The 12,798-nt window shown below is 62.8% G+C and carries 15 protein-coding genes and 1 pseudogene; 9 read left to right on the plus strand and 7 right to left on the minus strand.

The window, feature by feature from the left end:
- Nucleotides 1-250 precede the first annotated feature (250 nt).
- Nucleotides 251-412 carry a hypothetical protein gene (locus CH295_RS27915; RefSeq protein ID WP_170946019.1) on the plus strand — a complete coding sequence of 54 codons (162 nt, stop codon included), beginning with the start codon at nucleotides 251-253 and terminating at the stop codon, nucleotides 410-412.
- Nucleotides 409-780 (plus strand): annotated as a pseudogene (locus CH295_RS28535) (GNAT family N-acetyltransferase); the annotation flags it as partial. The gene CH295_RS27915 and the pseudogene CH295_RS28535, both read left to right, overlap by 4 nt.
- A 138-nt stretch (nucleotides 781-918) precedes the next feature.
- Here the strand turns inward: CH295_RS28535 and CH295_RS21800 are convergent.
- Nucleotides 919-1,308: a transcriptional regulator gene (locus tag CH295_RS21800; RefSeq protein ID WP_052047483.1), complete on the minus strand. Its 390-nt coding sequence runs from the start codon at nucleotides 1,306-1,308 to the stop codon at nucleotides 919-921.
- A complete protein-coding gene (locus CH295_RS21805) occupies nucleotides 1,305-1,799 on the minus strand; it encodes a hypothetical protein (protein WP_094634422.1) in 495 nt (164 codons plus the stop codon). The genes CH295_RS21800 and CH295_RS21805 overlap by 4 nt, the downstream gene beginning before the upstream one ends.
- Before the next feature lie 80 nt (nucleotides 1,800-1,879).
- Between CH295_RS21805 and CH295_RS21810 the strand changes: the two genes are divergently transcribed.
- From CH295_RS21810 to CH295_RS21820, 3 genes are all read left to right on the plus strand, one after another.
- On the plus strand, nucleotides 1,880-2,353 hold the full coding sequence (locus tag CH295_RS21810) for a hypothetical protein (protein ID WP_094741926.1): 474 nt from the start codon (nucleotides 1,880-1,882) through the stop codon (nucleotides 2,351-2,353).
- A gap of 227 nt (nucleotides 2,354-2,580) precedes the next feature.
- Nucleotides 2,581-3,144, plus strand: a complete 564-nt coding sequence (locus tag CH295_RS21815) for a hypothetical protein (protein WP_094741927.1) — start codon at nucleotides 2,581-2,583, stop codon at nucleotides 3,142-3,144.
- A 47-nt stretch (nucleotides 3,145-3,191) separates the two neighbouring features.
- Nucleotides 3,192-4,376: a GNAT family N-acetyltransferase gene (locus tag CH295_RS21820; RefSeq protein WP_094742171.1), complete on the plus strand. Its 1,185-nt coding sequence runs from the start codon at nucleotides 3,192-3,194 to the stop codon at nucleotides 4,374-4,376.
- A gap of 303 nt (nucleotides 4,377-4,679) precedes the next feature.
- On the opposite strand, the gene CH295_RS21825 is transcribed toward CH295_RS21820, so the two are convergent.
- The 5 genes from CH295_RS21825 to CH295_RS21850 form a co-directional block, all read right to left on the minus strand.
- The gene (locus CH295_RS21825) at nucleotides 4,680-5,237 is read right to left on the minus strand and encodes an enoyl-CoA hydratase/isomerase family protein (RefSeq protein WP_353955482.1); all 558 of its coding nucleotides are present in this window, start codon (nucleotides 5,235-5,237) and stop codon (nucleotides 4,680-4,682) included.
- A 204-nt stretch (nucleotides 5,238-5,441) separates the two neighbouring features.
- Nucleotides 5,442-6,272: an SDR family oxidoreductase gene (locus CH295_RS21835; protein ID WP_094741928.1), complete on the minus strand. Its 831-nt coding sequence runs from the start codon at nucleotides 6,270-6,272 to the stop codon at nucleotides 5,442-5,444.
- A 287-nt stretch (nucleotides 6,273-6,559) separates the two neighbouring features.
- Nucleotides 6,560-7,456 carry an alpha/beta fold hydrolase gene (locus tag CH295_RS21840; RefSeq protein ID WP_094741929.1) on the minus strand — a complete coding sequence of 299 codons (897 nt, stop codon included), beginning with the start codon at nucleotides 7,454-7,456 and terminating at the stop codon, nucleotides 6,560-6,562.
- A 28-nt stretch (nucleotides 7,457-7,484) separates the two neighbouring features.
- Nucleotides 7,485-8,255: an SDR family NAD(P)-dependent oxidoreductase gene (locus CH295_RS21845; RefSeq protein ID WP_094741930.1), complete on the minus strand. Its 771-nt coding sequence runs from the start codon at nucleotides 8,253-8,255 to the stop codon at nucleotides 7,485-7,487.
- A 125-nt stretch (nucleotides 8,256-8,380) separates the two neighbouring features.
- Nucleotides 8,381-9,409: a zinc-binding dehydrogenase gene (locus CH295_RS21850; protein WP_094741931.1), complete on the minus strand. Its 1,029-nt coding sequence runs from the start codon at nucleotides 9,407-9,409 to the stop codon at nucleotides 8,381-8,383.
- 180 nt (nucleotides 9,410-9,589) lie between these two features.
- Between CH295_RS21850 and CH295_RS21855 the strand changes: the two genes are divergently transcribed.
- The 4 genes from CH295_RS21855 to ribB are packed head-to-tail and all read left to right on the plus strand — an operon-like array spanning nucleotide 9,590 to nucleotide 12,798.
- Nucleotides 9,590-10,759: an LLM class flavin-dependent oxidoreductase gene (locus CH295_RS21855; RefSeq protein ID WP_094741932.1), complete on the plus strand. Its 1,170-nt coding sequence runs from the start codon at nucleotides 9,590-9,592 to the stop codon at nucleotides 10,757-10,759.
- Entirely contained in the window at nucleotides 10,756-11,274 is a 519-nt protein-coding gene (locus CH295_RS21860) for a flavin reductase family protein (protein ID WP_094741933.1), read from the plus strand. The genes CH295_RS21855 and CH295_RS21860 overlap by 4 nt, the downstream gene beginning before the upstream one ends.
- Nucleotides 11,264-11,569: a hypothetical protein gene (locus tag CH295_RS21865; RefSeq protein WP_094741934.1), complete on the plus strand. Its 306-nt coding sequence runs from the start codon at nucleotides 11,264-11,266 to the stop codon at nucleotides 11,567-11,569. The genes CH295_RS21860 and CH295_RS21865 overlap by 11 nt, the downstream gene beginning before the upstream one ends.
- Nucleotides 11,566-12,798, plus strand: coding sequence for a 3,4-dihydroxy-2-butanone-4-phosphate synthase (ribB, locus tag CH295_RS21870; protein WP_094741935.1), 1,233 nt, complete (start codon nucleotides 11,566-11,568; stop codon nucleotides 12,796-12,798). The genes CH295_RS21865 and ribB overlap by 4 nt, the downstream gene beginning before the upstream one ends.

The raw sequence follows: 12,798 nt of genomic DNA on the forward strand, positions 1-12,798 counted from the left end.
TTGTAGCTGTTCATGATTCGGCGAGTTTCTCGATGAGAGCGCACAGCGCGGGGGCGTGGAGGTCGATTCCGTCGTCGTGCTGCCGACCCCACGCGGCGAATCATGTCGGTGACGTCTCCGAGGCCCGCATGTCGGCCCAGTCGGGCGTGGTCGGAACATGGCTGTCGACTGATGTGGGTAGGCGAAAGCGTCGAACGGAAAGGTCGATTCAGCGAGCACTACAACACATTTGGGTAGGAACTGCCCGTGCGTGAGGGTGAACGACCAAGCCCGCAGCCGGGACGCTCGGACGGTGGGATCGATGGGCTCGGGGGGGCAGGACATCGCGTCGACTCCATCCTCGGGCAGCTACGGTGAGCTGATGGCGGTGTGCGAGCGCTCGAGAATCGACACGATCGTGCCGGCCGCATGAATCGTTCCGGTAGGCCCGTCATCGTTGCCGGAGATCTCGACGACTTGCACGCGGTGGCATCGATCTGGACGAGCTCGACGGCCGTTCGCGATAGGCGCCGGACACCGTGCAACCTGTCATCGGCAGTCGCGGGGATCAGACGCAGACTCGACGTCGCCGGTGCGGCAATTCTGGTCGCCGAAACGGATTTTCGGACAGTCGGTTTCGTCCTCTTTGCCCCGCGCGGTCGTATCTTGGAGATCTTCTACCTGGCTGTGGATCCGGCGATGTGGGGCGAAGGAATTGCCACGCAGTTGTTGCGCAGCGTCGAGACTCATGCGCGCACTGTCGATTGCGCGACTCTGGAACTATGGGTGATCGATGACAACGACCGCGCAATTCGCGTGTACGAGAGTGCAGGGTGGATCGGAACCGATGTCACACAGGTGGACAGCGCATCAGGGCGAGTGGAGCGGCGGCTGGTTCGGGATGCTGGGTGGCGAAAATATCGCCCGGTGACATGCAGTTCAGCCCAATTCGGGTGTGGCACCGAAGGTCGGACTCCACGTCACGAGGGGTGGTCGCGACGGCGTTGGTTCCGGGTGGCCGTGGGCGATGACATGGAGTTCGGCGATATGGGAGTCGAACGCTTCCCGTCCGGCGCTTGTCAGCTTCACCCAGGTCAATCTCCGTGAGTCCGAACGTGACAGCGACGCAGTTTTCTTCATCGAGACATAGCCCGCGTCGGAGAGTGCTTTGAGGTGTTTCGACAGCGACGCGTCGCTGATCTCGAGTGTGTCGCGTATGACCGCGAAGTCGATCTCGTCGGTTCGGCGCAGAATTCCGCAGACGCGCAAACGGATCGGAGCATGGATGACGGCGTCGAATCTCGGGCCAGCGCCGGGAGATTCGGTCACGACCAGCTACTCCTGGTCCGGCGACCTGTGAGTTGCCGGATGCCTCCGGCGTGTAGATGGGTTCGGTACACGCTGTCGAACAGACGGCCCCCGAACAGCACGATGGCGAAGCACACGGCCTGCGGCAGAAGCACCCACCACGCAGACAGAGACGCCACCACGCCATAGGACATGCTCAACAAACCGAGCACGCCGACCAGGAGTCCCACGAGAACAGACCATCCCATCAGGCCCACTGCCGCCGGCCGCACCCCGGATATGCGGGGGTAGAGCAGAGCCAACGTTGCTGCTGCCGCAACCGGGACGGCGGCGAATGCCGCACTCACGTTGCCGTCCGGCAACGCCGGTGTGCCTACGTACAAGGCGGTCAATGCGGCGAAGGCCGGGTAGAACCAGAACGGTGCGGCGAGACGATCTGCGAGAGAGACGCGATCGGCGTGAAGTGCACCCAGCAGATCGCGTGCGTTGTCCGGTGACTGATGGCTTTCCATATTGGCAACTCTAACACTTTCCGCATAGGCAAGTGTTACGTTGAATCCTGAAAGTACACAGCGCACATCCATGGAGGGTCATGAAGAAGCACCCGGTCGTCACTCGTTCACTCGTCCTCGCCAGCGCGCTCGCAGCCGTGATCGGAACCAGCGCCGCACAGGCCGGTGCCCAGGAGAGGTACTTCTCGCCGCAACAACGGATCCATACGCTCGCCGAGGTTCCCCAATGTTTCGGCGGCACCGTCGATGTGAATGTCCAGAGCGGCTACGCGCCCAACGAGATTCGTGCGAATTTCACCACCCACCTGTACAGCCCGGCATGGGCTGGATCAGCCGACTACGAGTGCTATCTGAGCATCTATGCGGATTGGCGTAACCACGACACCGGACTCAGCGGAACCGCCGAGCAGCGGGTGGCGAGCTGGCGGTTCATGGGCCCCAATGTGGCAAACCCTTACCTGGACATCGAGACAGGGGAGGGGCCGCTCACGGTTACCTTCAGAACGAGTGCCGCGCATGCACCGAGTCCCACCTTCGAAGTGCCGGCCCGCTGAATGATGTCGATCGAACCGGCTTCCGGCAGGCGGGGAACTCTGGTGTCGGTTCACTGACCACGCGTGCGCCGACACCACGACGTCTTGGTATCGACTCGAAAGAGGAAAGAGGAAACGTGGGAATTGCTCGGAAGTCCGTTGTTCTGGTCGCGACTGTGTGCGGGTTGGCCCTAGGTGGTTGTGCAAGTGGCGATTCGGACACCAGTGCCACGCCGGACACGACGCGTATGTCCGCTGGGACGACCACCGAGTCGTCGGTTGTGGCCGAGCCGCCGACTCAGCTCGAGGCCGAATCCCCACAGGAATCGGTAGTCGTTCCGCCGATGCGAACCCCGGAGGAAGCAGCGGACCTGGTGCCGGGTGGTGGCGGTGCGATCGTGCAGCCGTCGGGAGACGAACCAGGCAACGTCGATCCCGTGATGTTCCGGACGGGGAGTGATAAATACAACTTCATTTCGCCGACGGGCAACATCTCCTGCGGCATCTGGGATGCCGACGGTCCCGAGGGGCGAGTGGGATGTCAGGCCGCGGACGGCAGGAATCCCTTCGAGGGACCGCAATGCTCGAATGCCGAGAACGACAAGGTCGCTGTTCGCGTGACCGCCGCAGGTTCGGAAAGCATGTGCACTACGCAGGGCATCTATGTGGATGCGAACGCACCGGTGCTCGAGTTCGGCCAGGTGCTGTCGGTCGAGGGCGTGGTATGCCGATCCGGGGCCGACGACATCGTTGCCTGCACCGCACCTGTGGGCGGATTCACGTTCTCCCGAGATATCAACTACACCTACTGATTCGGACGTTGCGGGGTGTGGGCCGACAGTCCACACTGGGACCCATCATGACGAACTACGATCTGCGCGCCAACCCACGTAAATTGCGGCCGCGGGCAGCGGTCCCGCGCGAGGCGACGATCGAAACGACGTCCAGCGGGGTGCCTGTTTCCGAGCGCGATTTCTTCATCGAGGAGTTCCGCGGGGTCACGATCGTGATCGCCCTTCCCGTGCTGAGCAGCGCAGCGCTGGACGCAGTGGAACGAACCGTCGGGGAGTTCGGCACTGGCGATACGCGGTTCATTTTCGTGGTTTCGGTCGACTACGTTTCGGAAGTCACCGCTGCAGTCGGTGGTGTGGCCTTGGCCGGTGCGACTGTCTGGGACGACGAGTCCGTCGCCCGTCTGTGGCTGGCCATCGCGGACTCGGAGTATGTCGTGATCGGGGCGGAGGCGGCCGCTGTCGCGCGCACTGCCGGCACCGTGTCTGCGAGCGTGCGCGCGTCGAAGATGGTCCTGACCGATCCGGGCGGGGGTTGGGGCAATCCTCGTCGAAGCTTCGCCGACATCGACCTGCACCGCGAGCGTCTGGTCGCACACCTGTCCGAGCGTGGGCTCGACGATTTCCCGCCCGCGGCCGAGGCAGCACTTGCAGGCGGTGCATACAGCGTAAACCTCTGCCGTGCCGAGGATCTCGAATTCGAGCTGTTCACATTCGACGGTCGGGGGACCGTCCTGACCCAAGGGCGCTACCTTCATCTGGCCTCGCTGCAGGTGGACGATTTCCCGGCAATCGAGGCATTGGTCGCACAGGGAGTGCGAGAAGGGGTTCTCAAGCAACGCAGTCGGATCGAGATTGCCAGGATGGCTGTCGGAGGGCTCGGTGCGCGAGTGCTGCGCACCGGGCACCTCGCCGGTATCGTCGGACTCGAGGTGGACCGCTACGCCGGAACGGGATTCGGCGAAGTGTCGGGTTTGATCACAGTCGCCGAATTCTCCGGACTGGGAGCAGGTGGCCTGCTGATGGACGGATTGTTGGAGGTCTGCCGCACGAGGGGTATCGCGAATCTCTTCGCGGTCACCGTCAGCAGTGAGGCCGCGGAGTTCTTCGCCAAACGCAGTTTCGTCGAGGTCGGGCGTCAGGATGTGCCTGCAGCGAAGTGGGAAGACTACGACGCCGATCGGCTCGAGGCTGCGCGGTGTTTCCTGCGATCCGTACCGGCAGGTCCGGGGAGTGCTTCCGAGAGCGATTGAATCATGATCCCGGTGTCGAACGACTGCTGCGACATGTCGACTCGGATCAGGTCTCTCAGGAGCCGGCGGGCCGACGACGTTCGCCGAACTTCGATATCCGTTCGATGGCACAGTCCGAGGTGCCAACGGATGCGATCGTCCTTGCCTCGTCCTCCAGTTGGTCGACGTGGGACCGAGCAACGATGCGCGGATAAGTCTTCGAGTCTGTCCGATCGCGGGAAAGGCACCCGTCGCGAGGATGAGGGCGAGTTCGGTTGTACGCGTCTCGATGTGCTCGTCGTCCACGAGATCGGTGATCAGGCCTCAATCGAGTGCCTCCACACCGGATAGCGCTCTGCCCGTCAGCAGCATCTGCGCAGCACGCCGAGTGCCTACGATTCGCGGAAGCAATGCCGAAACACCACAATCCGGTGACAGACCGACCGCGGCGTACGCCGCTGCGAAACTTCTGGATCTGCCGGCGACGACAAAGTCCGCAGCAAGAACCAGTCCCAGTCCGGCTCCGGCTGCTGCGCCCTGCACTGCGGCAACGGCAGGGAGGGGGAGCGATTCCAGCGTGACCAGGGCGCGGTGGACCTTCCCTGCAAGCTCGGACAGGAACACTCTCTTGTCATGAGCGATCGCCATACTCATGACGTCCCCGCCGGCACAGAAGTTCGGTCCACGGTGACGGCGTCGACGAGACTCGAACGCCGCTGCGAGCTCCGGATGGAGTGCGTTCGAGGCACCGGGTGACGTGAAGCGTATGTGTGCGATTCCTGCTTTGTCGATTCCGAATTCGTCGGGATCGCCGAGGCGGGATGGGTGGGGAACCTGCGCCCCGAGTGACGCTCGTGCATCCTCGGGCAAAATCTGGAGCAATGGTGGTGACCCTGAATCTGGTGGCGGGCGAACTCGCGCGCGATGGGCAGGGCCATGGAGACGATGCCGCCCTTCGAGGCCGCGTTACCCGGCTGTTGCCAAGCCCAGGCCGGATGCCCCGCCGGTCACCAGAGAAACAGTGTTGTCGATCTTCATGCTCCTGCTTTCTGTCGAGGATGCCGTTGCAGGCAACGAGTACGTGAATCAGCGCGGGTCGACGAAGATGTCGTAGTCCAGCGGTTCGATTCCGCCGTAGGGAGTGAGATCGGTGATCCCGGCTTCCGCGAGTACATCGACGTCGATCAGCGTGCGTCCTGTTCGGTGTCCCGGGGTGTGGGAGAGCACGGCGGCAGCGGCATCTGCCATTACCTGGGGGTTGCGCGCGTGCGCGGTTCGTTCTTCGCCGCCGAGGAGATTTTTCACCGCTGCGGTGGCGATGGTGGTTTCGGGCCACAAGCAGTTGCTCGCAATACCGTCGTCGGCGAATTCGGCCGCGAAACCCAATGCAAGAAGTGTCATTCCATACTTGCCGAGGGTGTACGCGGGATGTTTTCCGAGCCAGTGGTCCGAGATGTTGAGCGGTGGAGAAAGAGTGAGTACGTGCGCTGAGGAGGATTTCTTCAGGTGCGGTAGGCAGGCTCGAGTGAGGGCGAACGTGCCACGCACGTTGACTTGTTGAATCAGGTCGAACCGTTTCAGGGATAGGTCTTCGGTCCCCAAGAGGTTGAGCACGCTCGCGTTGTTGATGCAGATGTCGATGCCTCCGAAAGTCTCGGCTGCGGTTCGTGCGGCGCGTGTGACGTCCTCGTCGTTGCGGACGTCCCCGACGACGCCGACGGCGTTGCCGCCCGCGGCTCGGATCTGCTCGACGGCGGTATGGATGGTTCCGGGTAGGCGGGGGTCAGGGCTGTCGGTTTTTGCCAGCAGAACCAGATTCGCTCCTCCTCGGGCGAGTTCGGTGGCGATCGCGAGACCTATGCCGCGGCTACCTCCGGACATCACGGCGGTGATTCCGTGGAATCGTCTGTCGTTCATAGCTGTTCCTTCGGTCGGAATCGGTCGATGACAGTGACCTCAGCCGTGCCGCCGCGCGTGCGTGCAGGGGCCGCGCCGGTCACCATTGGTGGGTGGGTCGCTGCCGCCGATGGAGAATCTGTCGAGCAGCGCGAATATGGCTGAGCCTGTCCGGTATTCCTCCGCGAAATCGGAGGTGGGATGCGCGATCGATGCCGCGGGAAACAGCGTCGAATCATCCAGCGTCAGAGCATGATTGGCAGTCGATCGCGCATCCGCTCACCCCGAAGCGTGATACCGGCCGAGCTTCAGAGTGTGGCTCCCTTGTGGACGCTGTCGATGTGCTCGATCAGCAGTCGAGTGGCCGATTCGGGTGCGTGCGCTGGAATCCAGTGTCCGACGTCGGAAATTCTCTCGTATTGCCATGGTCCGGCGACATATCGCGCCGAATCGGTCATCTGTCGCTCGGTCAATGCCATCTCACGATCACTCCAGATGCCGAGCACCGGGCAGACGATCGGAGGGAGATCCCTCAGTGTCACCCAGTCGGTCTGGGCGAACTCGGCAGGGGTGAGATTGGCGCGGTACCAGTTCAAACCGGCGGTCAAGGCGCCTGGTCGTTCGAGATCGCGGAGTTGCCGGTCCAGGTCCTTGTCCGAGCCTCGCGCTGCCCCGTCGTATGCCCAGTTGCGGTACCACTTCCAATCTTCCTCGGGGAGTTGATTTTCCGCGACGCCCACAGTCTGCCACCAGAGGATGTACCACGACAGTTGCTTCTGGCCGAATCCCGCACCTGCGATTGCCCGGGGATGCCCCACAGAGAAGGCCGTCAGCGAACGGACCCGAGACGGCACGCTTCCCGCGAGAACCCACCCGACCAGGGCACCCCAGTCATGAGCACCGACGTGTACGTCCTCGATCCCGAGGGCGTCCAGCAGACCGAGAATATCGCCGAGGATCTTCGGCGCGGTGTACGAATCGATGCCGACGGGGCGGTCACTGTCGCCGAACCCTCGTAGATCCGGTGCGATGACCCTGTATCCGGCTGCTGCCAGGCCTCGTATTTGGTGTTCCCACATCGACGCACGGTCCGGAAACCCATGCAGCAGCAGGACGGCCGGACCTTCGCCTACGTCGACAACGCTCAGATCGACCTCGCCGACCGCAATGCGTCGGGCCTCGAGTGTCGGTGGATTCGGGCTCATCGGTATGTCCTTCGGTGGGAGGGTCCGGTCACAGGAGTGCGCTGAGGTCTGGGTAATTGGTGATTTCCCACCCGCCGTCGACGACCAGACTCGTCCCGTTGACGTAGCTGGCCTGATCACTTGCCAGGTAGAGGCAGCTGTCGGCGATCTCCGACGGCTCAGCAGCTCGGCGGACCGGAATACGCCGGTAGTAGTCCTGCGCCACGGCCTCCACCGCGAGTATGTCCTCGGTCATCGGTGTGGCGACCAAGCCGGGAAGAACGGCGTTGACCCTGATTCCTGCGGAAGCCAGCTCGAGCGCTGATCCCTTGGTGAAGCTCTCCACCGCTGCCTTGGCTGCGGCGTAGGCACTTCCGCCGATGAGTGGAACGTGGGCATTGAGGGAAGACACGTTGACGATCGATCCGCCACCGGTCTGCTCCATCGCACGTGCGGCGTGTCGCGTGGTCAAGAATGTCCCCTTGAGGACCACGTCAACGGTGAACTGCCAGTCTGCTGGATCGATGTCGACGATCTTTCCGAGCCGCACCGCTCCCGCGACGTTGAAGGCGGTGTGCACTGCGCCGAAGGTCTTCACTGCAGTGTGAACAGCATCTGCGACCTCGTCGTCGGACGTGACGTCGCCGACAACGGAGATGCTCGCAGGCCCGAGCTTGTCCCTCATGGCGTCGAGGCCGGCTGCGTCGAGGTCGAACAGCACAACCGAGCCACCCTCTGCGACAAAGGATTCAGCGACAACAGCACCGATGCCGGAGGCTGCTCCGGTGACGAGGGCGACTTTGTTTGCGAAGCGTTGCATGATCGAGACTTCCTTTCGGCGGCGTCCGCTCGTTCCGAGCGGACGGTGTGGTGACTACAAATGCGAAGACGATGTGGAGTCGAGTCGGTGAGGCGAACACAGCGCGCGGTGATCGCACCCGTACTTCAGCCCCCGGAGACCTCGACAAGAATTTTGACTGCGTCACCGGTCGCGAGGCGATCTATTCCTCTTTCGATCAAATCCTCGAAAGGGACTTTCTCCACCCAAGCGTCGGTGGGCAGTTTGCCGGCCGCGAGGTGTTCGAGCACGTGTGGGAAGTCGTTTCGATAGCCCATCGAGGTGACGATGGACTTCTCCGACAACAGCAGCTCGTTCATGTCGAAACTGACCGGCTCAGCGTGTACGGCGACGACGACGAGGCGTCCCTCGGGTCCGAGGACGCGAAGTCCGTCGTGCACAGCCCCTCCCACGCCTGCGGCATCGATGCACGCGTCCACGCCGTCGCCGACGAACTCGGCGAGAGAGTCCCTGTAGTCGGCGGCGGTGGGGTCGAACGTCTGCGCGCCGAGGCTTTCCAACAGTGCACGTCGTGTGGGAGACGGTTCGACCGCGGCCACACGAGTGACGCCGCGCGCTCGCAGGCTCAGGATCGATCCGATTCCGATCGGTCCGCCGCCGAAAACTACCGAGCTCGAACCGGCCTCGAGCCCAGTTTTTGCTGCCGCGTGCCACGCGACTGCGAGCGGCTCGGTCAGCGCTCCTTCCGCGAGACCCACGCTGTCCGGAAGGACGTGAATCGCCGACCGTGGCACCACAGCCGAGTCCGCCAGGAAGCCAGGGGCCATGATTCCGTAGAAGGCTCCCCCGAGGTTGTATCTGGACTCGTCGTTCGGCTGGCGGACCACCGGCTCGAGGACGATACGCTGGCCGACTTCGAGGTCAACGATGCCTACTCCGACCGCCTGGATGGTTCCGGATGCTTCATGCCCCATCGTGACCGGGCCTCGATGCCCGGTCACTGGGTGCGCGGAATCCATGGGCACGAAGTGCGGGCCGTGGAAATACTCGTGTAGGTCTGTGCCGCAAATACCGTTGTACGCGATTCGTACACTCACTTCGCCCGGTCCCGGTATCGGCTCCGGAAGCTCCTCCAAGCGAATGTCTTTGTTGCCGTTGTAAACCCATGCCCGCATCGATTTTCCTTTCCGTCGGGTGCAGTTACCGTAGGCGGCATGGCGTGCGTCACATAGTGCACCAAAGTGGACTCCGGAACCCGCGAACGCTGTCCACTTTCGTGGACTGTGGAGATCTCGATGCCTGGTCTAGCTTTGTGACTCCAGTCACGAATGTTCGGCTATCGACAAGGAGTCCACATGAGCAAGTTGCGGTTCGGCTATTTCATCGCCCCCTTTCACACGCCGGGAGAGAATCCGACGGCTGCACTCGAGCGCGACCTCAAGTTCGTCGAGCATCTCGAGGAACTCGGATACGACGAGGCCTGGTTCGGAGAACACCACTCGGCCGGCAGCGAGATCATTTCCTCACCCGAGATCATGATTGCTGCTGCCTCCCAGCGGACCAGTCGGATCCGCCTCGGCACCGGCGTCCTGTCGTTGTCCTACCACAATCCACTGTGGGCAGCCGATCGGATCATGATGCTCGACCACATCACCCGCGGCCGAGTGATCTTCGGTGTCGGACCCGGCTCGTTGCCCACCGACTCGGCCATGATCGGACTCGATCCGACCGACACGAGAGAACTCCTACAGGAGAACCTCGACATCGTCGTCCGACTGCTTCGCGGCGAGACGGTCAGCGCCAAGACGAGGACACACGAACTGTTCGACGCCCGGCTTCAACTGGCACCCTTTTCCGACGGGGGAGTCGACATCGCAGTGGCGGCGCTGGCGTCGCCGACCGGGCCTCGTCTTGCGGGTATGCACGGGCTGGGCTTGCTGTCGATCGGTGCGACCTTGACCGCCGATGGTTTCAATGCTCTGGCGCATCACTGGAACGTTCTCGAAGAGCGGGCCGCCGCCACCGGCAATACCGTCGACCGCTCGAAGTGGAGCCTGGCCGGCCCATTCCACATCGCCGAGACACAGGAAGAGGCGTACCGACAAGTGGAGTACGGAATTCAGGGATGGTTCGAGTACTTTCAGCACGTCGCTGCATTCCCCCAGATGGCCGTACAGGGCGGAAACATCAAGGAGATGATCGACTTCATCAACGAGGCCGGCATCGGTGTCATCGGTACTCCCGAACAGGCTAGAGCTCAGGTCCAGAGGTTGTGGGATCAGTCCGGGGGATTCGGCTCGATGCTGATGATGAGTCACGATTGGGCCAACCCGCAGGACAGCCGACGTTCGGCCGAGCTCTTCGCTCAGCGTGTGTTCCCGCACTTCCAAGGACAGGCGAACGCGACCTTGCAGGCGGCGGAACTGGCGAAGAAGGGCCGTGCGGTGCACACGCAGTCCCAGCTCGACGCGGTCGCCCACATGACTCAGAAGTATCAGGACGAGCTGGCGGCGAAGTCGTCATGAGCCGTGCTGCCGACCCGGACCTCGATCCTGTCGCTTTCAGGAGCGCGATGGCCTCGGTCTGTACTCCGGTGACAGTGGTATCTGCGATGGAAGGTTCTCGCCCACACGGGACAACCGTGAGCGCGGTGATGTCGTTGTCACTCGATCCCCCGATGATGGCTGTCTCTCTCGACAGCGAGTCGGAACTGTTGCGCATCATTCGCAGGTCGGGAACGTTCGGCATCAATTTCCTTGCCGCCGAACAGCATGCGGTCGCACTGGCCTGCGCGGGACGAGGCCACGGAAAGTTCGACAGCATCGATTGGACGCTGGTCGACGGGCTGCCGCGTATCGCAGGTATCTCGACATGGGTCGCGTGTACGGTCACCTCCTTCACGCAGGGTGGAGATCACGCGATCGTTATGGGCCTCGTGAACGGTGTTGACCAGGACAGCGTTCGCCCTCTGACGTACCACCGCCGCGAGTTCGGAACGCATGCAGCTCTTGCCATCGTCGGCGACGCCGATGTTCGTTGAGGTCGCACGCACCGGCGTCGTGGTGCAAGACGCGTACGTTTTCGACGAGTTCGATGTCCGCCTGTTGGAGAACTGGAGCGACGCAGAACTCTCCGATGCTCTGGTTGCGTCGGGCCTGGGATTCATACGTGAGGGACAGGCATTCATAGATGCCCGCGAGCTCGAGCGGGTTTGCCCGAGCGAAGATCCCGACTGGAGGAAAGGATTCGAGGTTATGTGGCGATATGCCCGAGAACACGGCTGGACCGGTGACGACGGGCGGTCGATTCTGGCCCACGTGAAGAGGGTGTCATGACACTCGACTCGATCTCTCTGGCGGTCTCGACCATCCGGTCCGGCGGCATTGTCGTCGTACTCGACGATGCCGATCGCGAGAACGAAGCCGACCTGGTGATGGCGGCGGAGTTCGCCAGCGAGGACGCCATTGCGTTCTTCCTGCAGCACACGTCCGGTTTCATCTGTGCGCCAATCGATTCGGAGACGCAGTCGAGGTTGGGTCTGCCTCGGATGACGCAGATCAATACCGAACTACTCGGCACGGCGTTCCTGGTCAGCGTCGATGCAGCCAGGTCCACCACCACGGGCATCAGCGCGGGGGATCGCGCCGCCACTCTTCGTGCATTGGCTCATCCGGATACCGTCGGAAGCGACTTGAATCGACCGGGGCATGTCCTGCCACTCCTGGCGAAACCGGGTGGAGTTCTGGAAAGGCGAGGTCACACCGAGGCGGCAGTCGACCTGTGTCTGGCTGCTGGGCTTCGGCCCGTCGCGGTGATCTGCGAACTGGTCACCGAGGACAAGCGGAGGATGCTCGCAGGAGAGGGTGCGGAGGAATTCGCCCGCGCCCACGGATTGCCCGTCGTGTCGATCGACGATCTCGCTTCGTATCGCAGGAACAATCCTGCGAGCCTGTGCGGTCGTGCGCGGATCCCATTGCGCGGCAGTGTGTTCGATATTCTCAGCTACCGATCGCGCCACCGATACGGCGCCGAACACATCGCTCTCGTGCTGGGTGAGGTGACCGGTGGTGAGGCTGCTGTGGCGGTACGGGTTCACAGCGAATGTGCAACGGGTGACATCTTCGGCTCGGAGCGATGCGACTGCGGTGCCCAGCTCGATCTTTCGCTAGCCGAGATCATCGAGCGTGGCCGCGGGGTGATCGTCTACCTGCGTGGGCACGAGGGCCGCGGAATCGGGTTGGCCGCAAAGCTCAGGGCGTACGAGCTGCAGGACTCCGATGGGTTGGACACCGTCGAGGCGAATCTCGCACAGGGTCTGCCTGCCGATGCCCGGCGCTACGATGCGGCGGCCGAGATTCTCGAAGATCTCGGTGTTGGGTCCGTGGATCTGTTGACCAACAACCCCGACAAGCTCGCCGCGCTGCGACAAGCCGGTGTCGACGTGGTCCACCGAACGCCGGTGATCGTGTCGGTGACCGACAGCAACGTCCGCTACTTGCGTTCCAAGGCGGACCGGATGGGGCACCTGTTGCCGCCGGTTCTCCCAGTTTCCTTCTCCCCCTAG

The sequence above is a fragment of the Rhodococcus sp. 14-2483-1-2 genome (assembly GCF_002259405.1).
GTDB lineage: Bacteria > Actinomycetota > Actinomycetes > Mycobacteriales > Mycobacteriaceae > Rhodococcoides.

What these genes read in the sequence shown, in the direction of transcription:
- CH295_RS21805 (WP_094634422.1), bottom strand. Translation starts at nt 1,799, where the DNA reads ATGGAAAGCCATCAGTCACCGGACAACGCACGCGATCTGCTGGGTGCA.
- CH295_RS21810 (WP_094741926.1), top strand. Translation starts at nt 1,880, where the DNA reads ATGAAGAAGCACCCGGTCGTCACTCGTTCACTCGTCCTCGCCAGCGCG.
- CH295_RS21815 (WP_094741927.1), top strand. Translation starts at nt 2,581, where the DNA reads ATGTCCGCTGGGACGACCACCGAGTCGTCGGTTGTGGCCGAGCCGCCG.
- CH295_RS21820 (WP_094742171.1), top strand. Translation starts at nt 3,192, where the DNA reads ATGACGAACTACGATCTGCGCGCCAACCCACGTAAATTGCGGCCGCGG.
- CH295_RS21835 (WP_094741928.1), bottom strand. Translation starts at nt 6,272, where the DNA reads ATGAACGACAGACGATTCCACGGAATCACCGCCGTGATGTCCGGAGGT.
- CH295_RS21840 (WP_094741929.1), bottom strand. Translation starts at nt 7,456, where the DNA reads ATGAGCCCGAATCCACCGACACTCGAGGCCCGACGCATTGCGGTCGGC.
- CH295_RS21845 (WP_094741930.1), bottom strand. Translation starts at nt 8,255, where the DNA reads ATGCAACGCTTCGCAAACAAAGTCGCCCTCGTCACCGGAGCAGCCTCC.
- CH295_RS21850 (WP_094741931.1), bottom strand. Translation starts at nt 9,409, where the DNA reads ATGCGGGCATGGGTTTACAACGGCAACAAAGACATTCGCTTGGAGGAG.
- CH295_RS21855 (WP_094741932.1), top strand. Translation starts at nt 9,590, where the DNA reads ATGAGCAAGTTGCGGTTCGGCTATTTCATCGCCCCCTTTCACACGCCG.
- CH295_RS21860 (WP_094741933.1), top strand. Translation starts at nt 10,756, where the DNA reads ATGAGCCGTGCTGCCGACCCGGACCTCGATCCTGTCGCTTTCAGGAGC.
- CH295_RS21865 (WP_094741934.1), top strand. Translation starts at nt 11,264, where the DNA reads ATGTTCGTTGAGGTCGCACGCACCGGCGTCGTGGTGCAAGACGCGTAC.
- ribB (WP_094741935.1), top strand. Translation starts at nt 11,566, where the DNA reads ATGACACTCGACTCGATCTCTCTGGCGGTCTCGACCATCCGGTCCGGC.